This is a genomic window from Zoogloea sp. (assembly GCF_041911615.1).
In the GTDB taxonomy this organism is placed as follows: domain Bacteria; phylum Pseudomonadota; class Gammaproteobacteria; order Burkholderiales; family Rhodocyclaceae; genus Zoogloea.
In genome coordinates this window covers 19,274-35,063 of sequence record NZ_JAYROR010000115.1, presented here as the reverse complement: position 1 = coordinate 35,063, position 15,790 = coordinate 19,274, and the positions used below count along the sequence as shown (strand labels likewise).

The window sequence follows — 15,790 nt, the reverse complement described above, 5'->3', positions numbered from 1 at the left end:
GGCGCGGCGGCGTGGCCAACGGCGACACCGTGGTGCGCCGGCACTTCGGCGTGCTGTCAGAAATCCCGCCAACAAACAAAAACCCCAGCGACCCTGACAGGCAGGGGCACTGGGGTTTCGGCTGCAAGGCACAGGCCGATCCGGAGATCGGCCTGCCTTACATCAAGGCAATTAAGCCTTGCGACGACGGATGCCGCTCAGGGCAGCGAAGCCGAGGCCCAGCAGAGCCATGGAGGTGGGCTCCGGAACGAAGTTCTGGTTGGCGTCAGCACGCAGGGTGAAGGAAGCCGGGCTGTCGGAAGCCGGGTAGCCAGCCAGACCTTCGAAGCCGGTCGGGCGAACCCACGAGCCGGCGGTCAGGCCGTACTGCAGGGTGGTGGTGGCGATGGTGCCGTTGCCGGTCATGTCCGGGGTGATGTAGGCCAGGTCGGTGTAGTCAACAACGCCCTTCAGGGAGTTGGAGCCGGAGCCGTCGGCGCCAACGGTGCCCGGGGTGCCGTTCAGGTTGGTGAAGGTGCCGGCCACGTTGGTCACGAAGACACCGCCGAGGATGCGGGCGCCGTCTTGGAAGCCGGTGCCGGTCACCAGGCTGGCGTTGGCAGCGGAATCCAGGTAGATGTCCCAACGGCCACCGGTGACCACGAAGTCAGCGTAGGCCTTGCCGGACGCGTTCACGCCGACGTTGGTGATGGTCTCGGTGATGTGCGCGAAGATGGTCAGCTCGCCCTTCTGCAGGGAGGTGCCGTCGGTCACGTTCTGGCCGATGAAGCTCAGGGTGGTGTTGCCGAGGTTGGTGACGGCGGAAGCCTTCGCGATGTAGTACAGGTCGAAGGAGCTGCCGATGCCCAGGGTCGGGCCAACGCCGCCTTGGAAGTTGTTCACCCAGGCAGCGCCGTTGTCAGCCCAGTCGAAATCGTCGAAAGCGACGTTACCGATGGCGCCGCCCACGGCCAGGTTGTAGGAGACGCCGGCGTTAGCCGCACCGGCGGCCAGAGCGATGAGACCGAGAGCAACGGTCTTGGCGATTTGTTTCTTGAACATGAGCTAATCCTTTACTTGAGATGTTGTTTGACACGGTTCAGCAGCCCGCACGCTGAGACTAAGCAAACCACGTGCCAGAAATTTTCACTTTCTTTAAATTCATACTCTTAGCAACGAAATCCAACCTTACGACGCGGCGTGTAAAACCAATTGTAAAATTCTCCGACACTTGCGCCGCGCCACCTGCGGACAGGCCGGTCGTCGACGTTCTCACGGATGCGTCCGCGCCGACGCCAACATCATCACGACGACTTGCCCGGGCGGGATTTACAGGCGACCATACACGGTCTTCTGCCCCGCAACTTCCCGGAATCCGACAGTCCACCATGCCTTTCGACCTCTACCGTAGAGACGCGACACTGGCGCTGCGCAATGTCATGCGCCAGGGGCGACGCTCGCTCTTTGCGCTGGTGATCATTGCCGGCGGCGTGATTGCCTACATGATGGCCGGCGGCTTCATCCAGTGGATCTTCGACAGCATGCGGGAGTCGACGATCCGGGCCCAGCTCGGCCACGTCCAGGTGGTGCGCCCCGAGTTCTTCGAGAAGGGGATCGCCGACCCGTACCGCTACCTGCTGCCCAGCGACGATCCGCTGTTCAGCACCCTCAGCCAGGCCGAAGGCGTCCTCGCCGTCGCCCCGCGCCTGATCTTCACCGGCCTCATCAGCCATGACGACTCGACGATCTCGTTTTCCGGCGAAGGGGTCGACCCCGACAAGGAACACGACCTCAGCCGCTACCTGGTGATCCTCGAAGGCGCCCCGCTGGACGCATCCGACCCCAACGGGATCGTCGTCGGCGAAGGCCTGGCGGCCAACCTCGGCGCCAAAGTCGGCGACACCGTGGTGATGCTGGCATCGACGCCCAAGGGCGGCCTCAGCGGCGTCGAGTGCAAGATCCGCGGCATCTTCATGACCGCAACCAAGGCGTACGACGACGCTTACCTGCGGGCGCCCATCGGGGTGGCGCGCCAGCTATCCCGGGTCAGCGGCGCGACCAGCTGGGTACTGCTGCTCGACCATACCGACCGCACCGACGAATTCATCGCCCGAGAATCCGCCCGCGCCAACCGCAAGGACGTCCAGTTCATTCCCTGGCACGACCTGGCGGATTTCTACAAGAAGACGGTCAAGCTGCTGTCGACCCAGGTCGGCGGCGTCGAAATCCTCATCGCGCTGATCATCGTGCTGTCGATCAGCAACACGCTGTCGATGGCGGTCATCGAACGCACCGGCGAGATCGGCACGATCATGGCGCTGGGCGGGCGCCGCCACAGCGTGCTGCGCCTGTTCGTGCTGGAAGGCGCAATCCTCGGCTGCATCGGCGGCGTGATCGGAACCGCCCTGGGCACCCTCATCGCCCAGGTGATCACCCACATCGGCATCCCGATGCCACCACCGCCGGGCATGACCCGCGGTTTCGACGGGCAGATCCACATCACGCTGGCCATCGTCGGCGAAGGCTTCCTGCTCGCGTTCGGCACCACCGTGCTGGCCAGCATCTTCCCCGCCTGGAAGGCGTCCCGGATGAACATCGTCGACGCCCTGCGTCACCAACGTTGAGGCCCGAACATGCTTTTCCAGCTTGCGCTGCGTAACGTCCTGCGACAGAAAGTCCGCACCGCGATGACCCTCGCGGCGATCATCTTCGGCGTGATGGGCCTGATCCTTGCCGGGGGCTTCGTCAAGGACACCTACGTCCAGCTCGGGGAGGTCATCATCCACTCCCAGACCGGGCACATCCAGTTGTTCAAGAAGGGCTTTCTCGAGAAAGGCGCGCGCTCTCCGGAGCGCTTCCTGATCGACAAACCCGACGCCCTGGCCCGGAAGGTCAGCGCCAATCCCGCGGTCGATAGCGTGATGGGGCGGATCTACTTTTCGGGCCTGCTGAACAACGGCCGACGCGACCTTGCGATCATCGGCGAAGGCGTCGAGCCGGACAAGGAAACCAAGCTCGGCACCTTCATCATGATCACCGAAGGACGCCATCTGTCGAACAAGGACACCGAGGGCATCCTCCTCGGCCAGGGCGTCGCGAAGACCCTCGGGCTGCGTCCGGGCGACCGGGTGACGCTGGTCCTGACCGCCACCGAAGGCGCGACCAACACCCTGGACTTCGAGGTCGTCGGCATCTTCCAGAGCTTTTCGAAGGATTTCGACGCACGCGCCGTGCGCATCCCGCTGGCGGCCGCCCAGGAACTGCTGCAGACCCAGGGCGCCAACGTGATGGTCGTGGCCCTGCGCAAGACCGAGGACACCGATGCCGTGGTGGCCGCCCTGGAACCGCAGTTCCAGGGGTCGGAGTACGACGTCCGCAGCTGGCATTCGCTGTCCGACTTCTACGACAAGACGGTCCAGCTCTACGACCGGCAGTTCGGCGTGCTGCAGTTCATCATTCTGGTGATGGTGCTGCTGTCGGTCACCAACAGCGTGAACATGAGCGTCTTCGAGCGTCAGGGCGAGTTCGGCACGATGTTCGCGCTGGGCAATCGCAGCCGCGACGTGATCCGCCTGATCGTCGTGGAGAGCACCATCATCGGCTTTGCCGGCGCACTGCTGGGCCTGATCGTCGGGGTGCTGGCCGCGCTCGGGATTTCCGCCATCGGCATTCCGATGCCCCCGCCGCCCAACGCCAACGTGGGCTACACGGCTTACATCCGGCTCGAGAGCTTCACGCTGATCAGCTCGGCCTTCGTCGGCTTCATCGCGACGGTGCTGGCGTCCCTCCTGCCGGCCTACCGGGTCACCCGGGTACAGGTGGTGGACGCCCTGCGCCAGAACATCTGACCCCCGCGGACGCTCGACAAAAAAAGCGCCCTCCAGCAGGGCGCTTTTTTTTACTGGACGCCAGGCGCCCCGGCCATTCAGGAGCGATAGTCGGCGTTGATCTTGACGTAATCGTACGAGAAATCGCAGCTCCACAGCGTGGCTGCCACGTTGCCGCGGGCCAGGTCGACCCGCACGGTAATCTCCGCCGCCGCCATCACTCGCGCCCCGGCCTCCTCCCGGTAGCTCTCCGCACGCCCGCCCCGCTCGGCCACCAGCACTTCTTCGCCGTTACTGCCGAGCCAGACGCGCAGCGCCGACACGTCCAGGTCGTCGATACCGGCGTAGCCGATGGCGGCCAGGATGCGCCCGAGATTGGGGTCGGAGGCGAAGAAGGCGGTCTTGACCAGCGGAGAATGACCGATGGCATAGCCCACCTTGCGGCACTCCTCGCGGCTCTTGCCGCCTTCGATCTGCAGGGTGATGAACTTGGTGGCGCCTTCGCCGTCGCGCACGATGGCCTGGGCGAGCTGGATCGACACCGCCAGCACTGCCTCGCGGAACGCCGCGTAGTCGGCCGAGGCGGTATCCGCGATGGTCGCGTTGCCGGCCTGACCCGTGGCGATCAGGATGTAGCTGTCGTTGGTCGAGGTGTCGCCATCGACGGTAATGCTGTTGAAGCTCAGGTCGGCCACTTCCTTCAGCAGGGCGTCGAGCACCGGCTGAGCCACATCGGCGTCGGTGGCGAGGAAGCCCAGCATGGTCGCCATGTTCGGCTTGATCATGCCGGCGCCCTTGGAGATGCCGGTGAACGTGACCGTCTTGCCACCGATCTGCACCTGACGCGACACGGCCTTGGCGACGGTATCGGTGGTCATGATGCCGTGGGCGGCATCGAACCAGCCGTCGGCCTTGAGCGCAGCCTTGGCGGCGGGCAGACCGGCAACGATGCGCTCGACCGGCAACGGCTCGAGGATCACACCCGTCGAGAACGGCAGCACCTGGGCGGCCTCGATGCCGAGCTGGCCGGCAACCGCCTCACAGGTGGCGCGAGCCGCGGCGAGCCCGGGCTCGCCCGTGCCCGCATTGGCCACGCCGGTATTGATCACCAGCGCGCGAATCCCACCAGCCGGCAGGTGGGCCTTGCAGACCTGCACCGGCGCAGCACAGAAACGGTTCTGGGTGAACACCCCCGCCACGCGCGCCCCCGGGGCCAGCTCGATCAGCGTGAGATCCTTGCGGTTGGCCTTGCGCACGCCGGCCTCGGTGACGCCGAGGCGAACACCGGGAACGGGAAACAGGGCTGCGGCATCGGGGGGGGAAAGCAGGACAGGCATGGCTTGACTCCAGGAACAGGCGCCGATTGGCAAAAGAACGCCATGATAATCCGGGAGTCGTGACAGCGTCAGTCACACATCAAGGGGCGCCGATATCGGTTGCGCTCAGACTCACCGCCAGGCTGGCCTGCAGCGCGAAATGCTGGACGGCGCGCCAGCTCTCGGCATCGAGAGGACGTCCAGCCCGATCGGCATACACCACGCCGATCGCCCGGCTCGCGCTGCCGAACGGGGCGATGAAGCCCTCCTCGCTGGCGGTGAGCTGCTGCAGACGCTCGGTACCCGGGAGTTCGGCCCGCGCGGCATTGATCCAGCAGCCGGTGCCGCTGTCGATCGCCGCGTCCACCACGTCGTCCGGATCGCCCTCCATCGCCAACGCGAAGCGTGCGCACAAGGCCTCGCTGCCGTGCCCGAGGGCCACCTTGCCGCGCAGATGCAGCCGGTCGGGGCTGAGCAGGGCGATCACCACCCGGTCGCAGCCGACGCCGCGCAGCACGCCTTCGGCCACCAGTTGGAGGATGTCGGCGACGGCGGCCCGGCTTAGGGTCATCGCCGCGAGATCCTGCAGAATGCGCAATTGAAGCGCCGCATCGGGCGCCGCGGGCAACGCGGGCACCTCGGGTTCGGGGGGCGCCGCCTCGCCCTGGGGAATGATGCGCCCGGCCTCTGGGGCGCCAAAGAAAGCCGCCACCCGGGCCGCTTCCCCGGCGTTGGCGACGATCTCGGGGTGAATCGAGGCCACCGACAGCCCGAGGTAATCGGCCGTTTCCCGCAGGGCGCGCCGGGCCGCCTGCGAATCCCAGCCCTCTTCCGCCGCGCGGGCGAGGCGATGCCCCAGTTCGACGGCCCGCTCGGGCCCGCGACTGCGCGCATCACCCTCGATGGCCGCGGCAGCCAGGCTGCCGAGCTTCCATTCCCGGACCAAGCCCGCCGACAGGTGGCACAGCGAAAAGCCGAGAACGACCTGCTGCGCCTCCTCCTCGCGCATCCGATCGTGGCTCAGGCAGCGCTCGAGCGCCCGCGCCTGCTCGCCGCCAAAACACCAGAACGCCATCTCGCCGACTCGCGACAGCAAAGCGGCGATGAACACCTCCTCGCCCTGCGGCTCGCCACGTCGGCGGATCGCCCAGCGGGCCTGCACCGCGGCATGGAAGCTGCGCGCCATTTCACGGTGGATGCGACTGCGCACGCCGCCCGAGAGCAGCGAATCGATCAGCGAGACCGACAGCGCGAGCTGCGCGACCGGGTCGAAACCGAGCACCACGATGGCCCGCGACACCGTGCTCACGCCCTGGTGCGAGTGGTTGAAAAACGCACTATTGGCCAGCCGAAGCACCTTGGTGGTCATCGGGGCGTCCTTCAGGATCACCTGCGCCAGGGCCGACGCCGAGGCCCGTTCATCGCCGACGATGCGCCGCAGCGCCTCGACGGTGCGCGCGAAGACCGGCATCTCCCGCCCACGGATGCGCGCTATCCAATCGGTGAGCCCCAAAGGGGGCGATGGGTTTGTCTGGCTCATGCGAGCGGATAACGGCAGGCGACGTTGCGGCTTGAGGCGCCGTCAACGAACAAGGCCCGCTCGAAAGCGGGCCTTGTCGACGCTCGCCGCACCCCGTAACGGGCTGCGCCATCGCCGGGATCGGGTCCAAGCCGGAGCCACAGGAGCGCCCCCGGCCCGGCTAGCCGTTTTTCAGGAGAGCTTGCCGTGACAGTGCTTGTACTTCTTGCCGGAGCCGCAAGGGCACGGATCGTTGCGGCCGACGCGCGGACCGGCGTTGACCTCGGGCTGGGCGCCATCCCGATCCGGATTGGCGGTCGCCAGGGCTTCGTCGTAGTCGGCGTGGTGGTATTGCACGTTTTCCAGCTCGGGCTGCACCTCGGCCTCCTCGAGCTGCGACTCGGAACGGATCTGGACCGTCATCAACAGCTTGGTGACTTCGGTCCGGACGATCTGGAGCAGGCTCTCGAACAGCTCGAAGGCTTCGCGTTTGTATTCCTGCTTCGGGTTCTTCTGGGCGTAGCCGCGCAGGTGGATGCCCTGACGCAGGTGATCGAGGGCAGACAGGTGCTCGCGCCAGTGGGTGTCGAGGCTCTGCAGCATGACGTTGCGCTCGAAGCCGTGCCAGGCTGACGCATCGACCAGCGCCACCTTGTCGGCGTAGGCCTGGGCGCCGGCTTCCAGCACGCGACGCAGGATGTCGTCGTCGCTGATATTCGGCTCTGCCTTGATCCATTCGCCCACCGGCAGCTTGAGCTGGTAGTCGGACTCCAGGGCCAGTTCGAGGCCAGGGATGTCCCACTGCTCCTCGACCGAATCAACCGGCACGTAGATGCGGAACAGGTCGTGCAGCACGCCTTCGCGCATCGCGGCGATGGTCTCGGAGATGTCGTCGGTCTCGAGCAGCTCGTTGCGCTGCTGGTAGATGACCTTGCGCTGATCGTTGGAGACGTCGTCGTACTCGAGCAATTGCTTGCGGATGTCGAAGTTGCGCTGCTCGACCTTGCGCTGGGCGGTTTCCAGCGAGCGGGTGACCATGCCGGCCTCAATGGCTTCGCCCTCGGGCATCTTGAGGCGGACCATGATCGCGTTGAGACGCTCGCCGGCGAAGATCTTCATCAACGGATCTTCGAGCGACAGGTAGAAGCGGCTCTCGCCCGGGTCACCCTGACGGCCGGAACGGCCGCGCAGCTGGTTGTCGATGCGGCGGGATTCGTGACGCTCGGTGCCGATGATCTTCAGGCCACCGGCCTGCAGCACCTTCTCGTGGCGCACCTTCCACTCGTCGCGCAGCTGGGTAATCTGCGCTTCCTTCTCGGCGTCGGACAGGCTCTCGTCCTCGCGGATCAGGGCGATCGGCTTCTCGACGTTGCCACCCAGCACGATGTCGGTACCGCGGCCGGCCATGTTGGTGGCGATGGTGATCACGCCGGGACGACCGGCTTCGGCCACGATCTCGGCCTCACGGGCGTGCTGCTTGGCGTTGAGCACGTTGTGGGGCAGCTTCGCGCGGGCCAACAGGTCGGACAGCAGCTCCGAGTTCTCGATCGAGGTGGTGCCCACCAACACCGGCTGGCCGCGCTGCACGCAGTCCTGGATGTCGGCGATGATCGCGTCGTGCTTCTCCTTCATCGTGCGATACACCTTGTCATTCTGATCCTTGCGGATCATCGGACGGGAGGTGGGCACGACGACGGTTTCGAGGCCGTAGATCTGGTGGAACTCGTAGGCTTCGGTGTCGGCGGTGCCGGTCATGCCGGCGAGCTTGCCGTACATGCGGAAGTAGTTCTGGAAGGTGATCGAGGCGAGCGTCTGGTTTTCGGCCTGGATCTTCACGCCTTCCTTGGCCTCGACAGCCTGGTGCAGGCCCTCGGACCAGCGGCGGCCGGCCATCAGGCGGCCGGTGAATTCGTCGACGATCACCACTTCGCCGTTCTGCACCACGTAATGCTGGTCCTTGTGGTACAGCGCGTGGGCGCGCAGCGCGGCGTAGAGGTGATGGATCAGCAGGATGTTGCTCGGGTCGTAGAGGCTCGCCCCCTCGGCCAGCAGGCCGAGATTGGTCAGCACCTCCTCGGCGTGTTCGTGGCCCTGCTCGGTGAGCAGCACCGAATGCGCCTTGAGATCGACGGTGTAGTCGCCCGGCTGGGTGATGTTCTCGCCTTCGCCTTCCTGGCGGGAGAGCAGCGGCGGCACCGCGTTCATGCGCAGGTAGAGCTCGGTGTGGTCCTCGGCCTGACCGGAGATGATCAGCGGCGTGCGGGCTTCGTCGATGAGGATGGAATCCACTTCGTCGACGATGGCGTAGTTGAGACCGCGCTGGACCCGCTCGGCCAGGTCATAGACCATGTTGTCGCGCAGGTAGTCGAAGCCGAATTCGTTGTTGGTGCCGTAGGTGATGTCCGCCGCGTAAGCCGCCTTCTTCTGGTCGTGGGGCATCTGCGACAGGTTGCAGCCGACCGTCAGCCCCAGGAAGCGGTAGATGCGCCCCATCCAGTCGGAGTCGCGGCTCGCCAGGTAATCGTTGACGGTGATGACATGCACGCCCTTGCCGGACAGCGCGTTGAGGTACACCGGCAGCGTGGCGGTCAGCGTCTTGCCTTCGCCGGTGCGCATCTCGGCGATCTTGCCGTCGTGGAGCACCATGCCGCCCACCATCTGCATGTCGAAATGACGCATGCCATGGACGCGCTTGCCGGCCTCGCGAACCACCGCGAAGGCTTCGGGCAGCAGCGCGTCGAGGGTCTCGCCGTTGGCGACACGCTGACGGAATTCGTCCGTCTTGCCGCGCAGTTCCTCGTCGGTCAGGGCCTGGATCTTCGGCTCGAGGGCGTTGATGGCGCGCACCGTCTGGCTGTACTGGCGGATCAGGCGGTCGTTGCGGCTGCCGAAAATTTTCTTGAGAAGGCCTGCGATCATTTGATTTGGAAGGGGAAACGCGGCAAAGGGCGGATTCTATCATGTCGTCCGGACACGACCGTGACGCAGGACAAGGCGCCGCTCACTTGTCCGCCGGCAACGATCCCCCTACGATGGGGGCGCTTTTCCGGATTCCAAGCCCCCATGGCCAGCACCAGCCCGATCGACACCTACCTCGGCAGCGGCGACAGCCTCGCCCGCCTGCAAGCCCACGCCGGCCGCCTGATGCGCCTGCAACGCCAGCTCGCGCAATTACTTCCCGACTACATGGCCGACGTCTGCAAGGTCGCCAACCTGAAAGGCGAGGATCTGGTAATCCACGTCGAGAGCGCCGGCCTGGCCGTGAAGCTGCGTCAGGCGGTGCCGACCCTGCTCGCCGATTTCGCCCGCGCGGGCGTGCTGCTGCGCGACATCAAGGTGAAGGTGTCGGTGCCGGAATACCGCCCCGCTCCACCCCCCGTGGAAGCCCGCCACGTGAGCGAGACCACCCGCGCCGGCCTGGGCGACCTGGCCGCGAGCCTGCCGGCGGATTCGCCGCTGGCCAAGGCCTTGAAGCGGTTTGTGAAGAGCACGGGCTGAGCGACGGGCGCCGATCGCCCGAGGGATCGCCGAGAATCGGATACGTGCGACGTGCTCAGACGAAGGGCACCAGCACCCGCTCCAGGATCAGCAACGCAAAGAACACCAGCGCCATGATCAGCGCCCAGCGGAAGAGCTTCCAGGCCAGCGCGAGGTAGCGCGGTTCGCGGGTGAAGAAATACGCGAACAGGGACACACCGATGCCGATTCCCACCAGCACCGCCAGAACCCGCAGCAGCAACACGGCGGGCGCTCAGCCGACGGCGAGGTCGAACAGCTGGGCAACCGCCGGCGGCGTGGAGGCGTCTTCCTCGAAGGTGACGATCTCCCAGGCCGTCCTGTCTTCGAGCAGCACGCGCAGGATCTGGTTGTTGAGAGCGTGACCAGCCTTGTAGGCGCTGTAGGACGCCAGCAGCGAGTGGCCGGCCAGGTAGAGATCGCCGATCGCGTCGAGCACCTTGTGCTTCACGAACTCGTCGGCGTAGCGCAGACCGTCGGCGTTGAGCACGCGGTATTCGTCCATCACGATGGCGTTGTCGAGGCTGCCGCCGAGGCCCAGCCCGTTGGCACGCATGAACTCCACGTCCTGCATGAAGCCGAAGGTGCGTGCCCGCGAGACTTCGCGCACGTAGGAATGATCCGCGAAGTCGACGGTGACCGAGGTGCCGGTGCTGTCGATGGCCGGGTGATTGAAGACGATGGAGAAGCTGAGCTTGAAGCCGTCGTAGGGCTCGAGACGCACCCACTTGTCGCCTTCCTTGTACTCGACAGGCTTCTTGACGCGCAGAAAACGCTTGGGCGCCTTCTGCTCCTCGATGCCGGCGGACTGGATCAGGAACACGAAGGGGCCGGCGCTGCCGTCGAGAATCGGAATCTCTGCGGCGTCCACATCGATGTGCACGTTATCCACCCCCAGCCCGGCGAGGGCCGACATGAGGTGCTCGACGGTATTCACCTTGGCGCTGCCTTGCTGCAGGCCTGAACACATCCGCGTGTCGCAGACGGCATAGGGGTCGGCAGGCAGATCGACGACCGGATCGAGATCGACGCGATGGAACACCACGCCGGTATCCGGCGCGGCCGGACGCAGAGTGAGCGTGACCTTGTTGCCGCTGTGCAGCCCGACGCCGGTGGCGGTCACGATGGTCTTCAGGGTGCGTTGCTTCAACATGATCGGGACTCGAATTCAAGTAACTGAATTTTAACATAGGCCATGTGCTGCACCGCAGCAAGCGGCGCCCCGTGTTGCCCGCAAACGACAAACGCGCAGCGGATGGAGGCGACCTCCCGCTGCGCGTCTGACTGAGCCACCGAAGCGGCCCGGGTGCGACTTAGTCCGCCTGCTTGCGCAGGAAGGCCGGGATGTCCAGCGTGGACATGCCGTTGGCGCTCATCGCCTCGACAGTGGTGCGCGAGGTGCGACGGATCACCGCCGGCAGCTCGAGGTTGCCGTAATCGATTTCCATGCCGACGTTGTCGGTACCGGTGCGGACCACTTCGATCTTGCGCGGCATCTGCGCGGCACGGACGGCGCCGAGGCCGGTGGCGACCACGGTGACACGGATACGGTCTTCCATGTTCTCGTCGAAGACGGTGCCGTACTTGACGAAGGCTTCCTTGGCGGCGAAGGCCTGAACGGTCTTCACGGCGTCGCGCACTTCGGCCATCTTGAGCGAACGACTGGCGGTGATATTCACCAGCACGCAGCGGGCGCCGGACAGTTCGGTGCCTTCGAGCAGCGGCGACACGGCGGCCTGCTCGGCGGCGATACGGGCGCGGTCGAGACCGGAAGCCTGGGCGGACCCCATCATCGCGCGGCCCATCTCGGCCATCGCGGTGCGCACATCCTGGAAGTCCACGTTGACAAGGCCCGGCACGTTGATGATCTCGGCGATGCCGCCGACGGCGCTGGTCAGGACGTTGTCGGCGGAGCGGAAGCAGTCTTCGAAGCCGGCATCGTCGCCGTAGACTTCGAGCAGCTTGTCGTTGAGCACGACGATCAGCGAATCGACCTGCTTGGAGAGCTCCTCGACACCGCTTTCGGCGACGCGGATGCGATTTTCGAAGTCGAAAGGCTTGGTGACCACGGCGACGGTCAGGATGCCCATTTCCTTGGCGATCTCGGCGACCACCGGCGCGGCGCCGGTGCCGGTGCCGCCGCCCATCCCGGCGGTGATGAAGCACATGTGGGCGCCGTCGAGGGCGGCCGCGATGGCGTCACGGGATTCCTGCGCCGCGGCACGGCCGGCTTCCGGCTTGGAGCCGGCGCCGAGGCCGCTCTTGCCGAGCTGGACCTTGGTCGGCGCCAGGCAGCGCGACAAGGCCTGGGCGTCGGTGTTGGCGGTGATGAAATCCACGCCCTGCACGCCCTCGCGGATCATGTGATCCACGGCATTGCCGCCCGCACCGCCGACACCGATCACCTTGATGCTGGTGCCACCGGATGCCTTTTCAACAATTTCAAACATTTAAACTCGCCTCCAAGAGAAACTGCACTTGATATTGCCGACGTGCAACCCGGTCCGTATTTAGTATTAACCTTAAATTTTACAACTAAATACAGTGCGGATGCACGCCGCTGTTCATTCTGTTTCAGGCCGTAACAAAGCCCTGAAACACGCTCAGAAGTTGCGCTCGAACCACGAGCGCATCCTCGAAAAAACCTGACCCACGTTGCGCGTCTGGCGCGCCTGGATGCCGCGGCGCTTCTGGGCGGCGCCCTCCATCACCAGCCCCATGGCGTTGGCGTAACGCGGCTCGCAGACCACTTCGGCGAGGGGCCCGTCGTACTTCGGATAGCCGATGCGCACAGGCATGTGGAAGACTTCCTCGCCCAGCTCGACCATGCCCTGCATCACGGCGGCGCCACCAGAGAGCACGATGCCCGAGGACAGCAGTTCTTCGTAGCCGCTGCGCCGCAGCTCGGCCTGGACCAGTTCGTAGAGCTCGCAGACGCGCGGCTCGATGACGTCGGCCAGGGCCTGGCGCGACAGCTTGCGCGGCGGGCGATCGCCCACGCCGGGCACTTCGATCATCTCGGAGGCGTCGGCCAGCGTGTGCATCGCCACGCCGTGGCGGATCTTGATTTCCTCGGCGTCGGCGGTCGGGGTGCGCAGCGCGACGGCGATGTCGTTGGTCACCTGGTCGCCGGCGATGGGGATGACCGCGGTGTGACGGATCGCGCCCTGGGTGAACACGGCGAGATCCGTGGTGCCCCCCCCCACATCGACCAGGCACACGCCCAGTTCCTTCTCGTCTTCCGAGAGGGTGGCGTAGCTGGAGGCCAGCGGCTGGAGCACCAGATCGAGCACTTCGAGGCCGCAGCGGCGCACGCACTTGACGATGTTCTGGGCGGCCGACACGGCGCCGGTGACGATGTGCACCTTCACCTCGAGACGCACGCCGCTCATCCCAATGGGCTCGCGCACGCCGTCCTGGCCGTCGATCACGAATTCCTGGGTCAGGATGTGCAGGATCTGCTGGTCGGCCGGCAGCGGCATGGCGCGGGCGGTCTCGATGACGCGCTCCACATCGAGCGGCGAGACTTCCTTGTCCTTGATCGCCACCATCCCATTGGAGTTGAAACTGCGGATGTGGCTGCCGGCGATGCCGGTGTAGACGTCGCGGATCTTGCACTCGGCCATCAGCTCGACTTCCTGGATGACCTTGGAAATGGCATCCACGGTGGCTTCGATATTGACCACGACGCCTTTCTTGAGGCCCGACGAGGGCTGCGAACCGAGGCCGACCACCTCCATGCGGCCGTCCGGCCTGAGCTCGGCGACCACGCAGGTGATCTTCGAGGTGCCGATGTCGAGGCCGACGATCAGTTCCTTGTATTCTTTGCTCATCACTTCCCTTTTTTGCTGTCTTGCTTGCCCGTTGGCTCGGCGGAGGCAATCGGCCGGAGGGCAAAACCACTGGGGTAGCGGAGGTCGACCACCGCCACGTTCATGTTCAGTCGGGCCTTGGCCTTGCTGTAGTAGCCCACGAAGCGGGCCAGGCGCTCGTCGATGGGCGCCTTGGGCTGGTCGTGACCCAGTTCGATGGTGAGACCGTCGTCCATCTTCAACTGCCACGCCTCCCGTGCCGACAGGGACACGCCGACCAGTTGCTTGCCAAGGGGCCCGAGCTTGCCGGAGAACTCGTCGAACTTCGCGAGCAACACCCCGGACGAGCCTTCCGGCCCGCTGAAGATCGGCATCCTGGCGTTGCTGGCGGCGGTGAAGACTTCGCCGTAGCGATTCACGAGGCGCATGTCGCCGGTTTCCCCGACACGCCAGTAGGCCGAGGCCACGTGTTCCTCGAGGCGCACCTCGATGCCGCTCGGCCACTTGCGGCGCACGTCGGCACGGCGCACCCACGGCAGCTTTTCGAAGGCGCTGCGCACGTCGTCGAGATCGACGGTGAAGAAGTTACCCCGCAGCGACGAGCGCGCCGCGTATTCAAGCTGGGCCGTGGTCACCTGGGCGAGCGGCGTCGTCACCACCACTTCGCGCAGCGGGTACACCGGCAGCCGCGACAACGCGGCCACCGCCGCGTAGCCGAGCCCGGCCGCACCGACCACCAGCAGGGCGTCGGAAATCAGGTTGAGCAGCTGGGGACGATCCCACAGCCCATTGCCACCGCCTTCGCGCGCCGCCGCCGGCCGCGCCGCGCGCGACCGCTTGCCGGCCGACGGCTTGGCGCCGGGCTCGGGCGGGACGTTGGAGGTGGTGCGTTCGTCAGCCAAGGCGCGCTCCGGAGAGAATTTCGAGGCACAGCGCTTCGAAGGACAGGCCGGCGACGCGGGCGGACATGGGCACCAGCGAGTGGTTGGTCATGCCCGGCGCGGTGTTGATCTCGAGCAGGGTGAAGCTGCCGTCGTCCCGCAGGATCAGATCGGCGCGCCCCCAGCCGCGGCAGCCGAGCACCCTGGCGCAGCGCACGATGGCGGCCTGGATGGTCTTCTCAAGCGCCTCCGGCAGACCGCTCGGGCAGAAATACTGGGTGTCGTCGGTGAAGTACTTGTTCTGGTAGTCGTAGTTACCACCCGGCGCGACGATCTTCACCAGCGGCAATGCACGCTCGCCGAGGAAGGGCGCGGTGAGCTCCTGGCCGGTGACGAACTCTTCGGCCAGCACCAGCGAGTCGAACTTGGCGGCCAGCGCCCAGGCGGCCTTCAGCTGGCCGGCCTCGGTGACCTTGGTGGCGCCCATGCTGGAGCCCTCGTGGGCCGGCTTCACGAAGATCGGCAGGCCCAGGTCGGCCACCACGGCGTCCCAGTCGGTGTCGGCGTCGAGGATCGCGAAACGCGGGGTGGGCAGGCCGGAGGCCAGCCACACCAGCTTGGTGCGCCACTTGTCCATGGCGATGGCCGAGGCCATCACGCCGCTACCGGTGTAGGGGATGCCCATCAGCTCGAGGGCGCCCTGGACGGTGCCGTCCTCGCCGCCCCGGCCGTGCAGCGCGATGAAGGCGCGCTCGAAGCCCTGCTCCTTGAGGATGTGCAGGTCGGTTTCGGCCGGATCGAAGGCATGGGCATCGACGCCCGCCGCCTGCAGGGCCGCCAGCACGGCGCCGCCCGACATCAGGGAAATCTCGCGCTCGGCGGACGTCCCGCCCAGGAGCACCGCCACTTTTCCGAACTTGCTCGTCACTTCGCTCGCCAC

13 protein-coding genes are annotated in these 15,790 nt (G+C 66.0%); 3 read left to right on the top strand and 10 right to left on the bottom strand.

Annotation, left to right across the window (positions count from 1 at the left end; genetic code table 11):
* Window positions 1–171: 171 nt before the first annotated feature.
* Entirely contained in the window at window positions 172–1,041 is an 870-nt protein-coding gene (pepA, locus tag ACE3P2_RS15010; protein WP_374265871.1) for a flocculation-associated PEP-CTERM protein PepA, read from the bottom strand.
* Window positions 1,042–1,367: 326 nt separating this feature from the next.
* Here pepA and ACE3P2_RS15005 point away from each other — a divergent pair, with 326 nt between their 5' ends.
* Complete coding sequence (locus tag ACE3P2_RS15005) at window positions 1,368–2,603, top strand: ABC transporter permease (protein ID WP_374265869.1); 1,236 nt, start codon at window positions 1,368–1,370, stop codon at window positions 2,601–2,603.
* 9 nt (window positions 2,604–2,612) lie between these two features.
* The gene (locus ACE3P2_RS15000) at window positions 2,613–3,827 is read left to right on the top strand and encodes an ABC transporter permease (protein WP_374265867.1); all 1,215 of its coding nucleotides are present in this window, start codon (window positions 2,613–2,615) and stop codon (window positions 3,825–3,827) included.
* A gap of 77 nt (window positions 3,828–3,904) precedes the next feature.
* Here the strand turns inward: ACE3P2_RS15000 and argJ are convergent, their stop codons facing one another.
* From argJ to secA, 3 genes are all read right to left on the bottom strand, one after another.
* A complete protein-coding gene (argJ, locus tag ACE3P2_RS14995) occupies window positions 3,905–5,143 on the bottom strand; it encodes a bifunctional glutamate N-acetyltransferase/amino-acid acetyltransferase ArgJ (RefSeq protein ID WP_374265865.1) in 1,239 nt (412 codons plus the stop codon).
* Window positions 5,144–5,222: 79 nt separating this feature from the next.
* A complete protein-coding gene (locus ACE3P2_RS14990; protein WP_374265863.1) occupies window positions 5,223–6,593 on the bottom strand; it encodes an HDOD domain-containing protein in 1,371 nt (456 codons plus the stop codon).
* A 240-nt stretch (window positions 6,594–6,833) separates the two neighbouring features.
* Entirely contained in the window at window positions 6,834–9,560 is a 2,727-nt protein-coding gene (secA, locus tag ACE3P2_RS14985) for a preprotein translocase subunit SecA (protein ID WP_374265861.1), read from the bottom strand.
* Window positions 9,561–9,704: 144 nt separating this feature from the next.
* Here secA and ACE3P2_RS14980 point away from each other — a divergent pair, with 144 nt between their 5' ends.
* Window positions 9,705–10,139 carry a DciA family protein gene (locus ACE3P2_RS14980; protein ID WP_374265859.1) on the top strand — a complete coding sequence of 145 codons (435 nt, stop codon included), beginning with the start codon at window positions 9,705–9,707 and terminating at the stop codon, window positions 10,137–10,139.
* Window positions 10,140–10,194: 55 nt separating this feature from the next.
* Here ACE3P2_RS14980 and ACE3P2_RS14975 read toward each other — a convergent pair whose 3' ends face one another.
* The 6 genes from ACE3P2_RS14975 to ACE3P2_RS14950 all read right to left on the bottom strand — a co-directional run bounded on the left by ACE3P2_RS14975 (window position 10,195) and on the right by ACE3P2_RS14950 (window position 15,778).
* Entirely contained in the window at window positions 10,195–10,383 is a 189-nt protein-coding gene (locus ACE3P2_RS14975; RefSeq protein ID WP_374265857.1) for a hypothetical protein, read from the bottom strand.
* Window positions 10,384–10,392: 9 nt separating this feature from the next.
* Complete coding sequence (lpxC, locus tag ACE3P2_RS14970; protein WP_374265855.1) at window positions 10,393–11,310, bottom strand: UDP-3-O-acyl-N-acetylglucosamine deacetylase; 918 nt, start codon at window positions 11,308–11,310, stop codon at window positions 10,393–10,395.
* A gap of 160 nt (window positions 11,311–11,470) precedes the next feature.
* Window positions 11,471–12,607, bottom strand: coding sequence for a cell division protein FtsZ (ftsZ, locus tag ACE3P2_RS14965; RefSeq protein ID WP_374265853.1), 1,137 nt, complete (start codon window positions 12,605–12,607; stop codon window positions 11,471–11,473).
* Between the two features lie 153 nt (window positions 12,608–12,760).
* On the bottom strand, window positions 12,761–13,990 hold the full coding sequence (gene ftsA, locus ACE3P2_RS14960) for a cell division protein FtsA (protein WP_374265851.1): 1,230 nt from the start codon (window positions 13,988–13,990) through the stop codon (window positions 12,761–12,763).
* Window positions 13,990–14,871, bottom strand: coding sequence for a cell division protein FtsQ/DivIB (locus ACE3P2_RS14955; RefSeq protein ID WP_374265849.1), 882 nt, complete (start codon window positions 14,869–14,871; stop codon window positions 13,990–13,992). The genes ftsA and ACE3P2_RS14955 overlap by 1 nt, the downstream gene beginning before the upstream one ends.
* Window positions 14,864–15,778 (bottom strand): D-alanine--D-alanine ligase, encoded by a 915-nt coding sequence (locus ACE3P2_RS14950; RefSeq protein ID WP_374265847.1) that lies wholly within the window; start codon window positions 15,776–15,778, stop codon window positions 14,864–14,866. Before ACE3P2_RS14950 ends, ACE3P2_RS14955 begins: the two co-directional genes overlap by 8 nt.
* Window positions 15,779–15,790: the final 12 nt, after the last annotated feature.

What these genes read in the sequence shown, in the direction of transcription:
- pepA (WP_374265871.1), bottom strand. Translation starts at nt 1,041, where the DNA reads ATGTTCAAGAAACAAATCGCCAAGACCGTTGCTCTCGGTCTCATCGCT.
- ACE3P2_RS15005 (WP_374265869.1), top strand. Translation starts at nt 1,368, where the DNA reads ATGCCTTTCGACCTCTACCGTAGAGACGCGACACTGGCGCTGCGCAAT.
- ACE3P2_RS15000 (WP_374265867.1), top strand. Translation starts at nt 2,613, where the DNA reads ATGCTTTTCCAGCTTGCGCTGCGTAACGTCCTGCGACAGAAAGTCCGC.
- argJ (WP_374265865.1), bottom strand. Translation starts at nt 5,143, where the DNA reads ATGCCTGTCCTGCTTTCCCCCCCCGATGCCGCAGCCCTGTTTCCCGTT.
- ACE3P2_RS14990 (WP_374265863.1), bottom strand. Translation starts at nt 6,593, where the DNA reads ATGCCGGTCTTCGCGCGCACCGTCGAGGCGCTGCGGCGCATCGTCGGC.
- secA (WP_374265861.1), bottom strand. Translation starts at nt 9,560, where the DNA reads ATGATCGCAGGCCTTCTCAAGAAAATTTTCGGCAGCCGCAACGACCGC.
- ACE3P2_RS14980 (WP_374265859.1), top strand. Translation starts at nt 9,705, where the DNA reads ATGGCCAGCACCAGCCCGATCGACACCTACCTCGGCAGCGGCGACAGC.
- lpxC (WP_374265855.1), bottom strand. Translation starts at nt 11,310, where the DNA reads ATGTTGAAGCAACGCACCCTGAAGACCATCGTGACCGCCACCGGCGTC.
- ftsZ (WP_374265853.1), bottom strand. Translation starts at nt 12,607, where the DNA reads ATGTTTGAAATTGTTGAAAAGGCATCCGGTGGCACCAGCATCAAGGTG.
- ftsA (WP_374265851.1), bottom strand. Translation starts at nt 13,990, where the DNA reads ATGAGCAAAGAATACAAGGAACTGATCGTCGGCCTCGACATCGGCACC.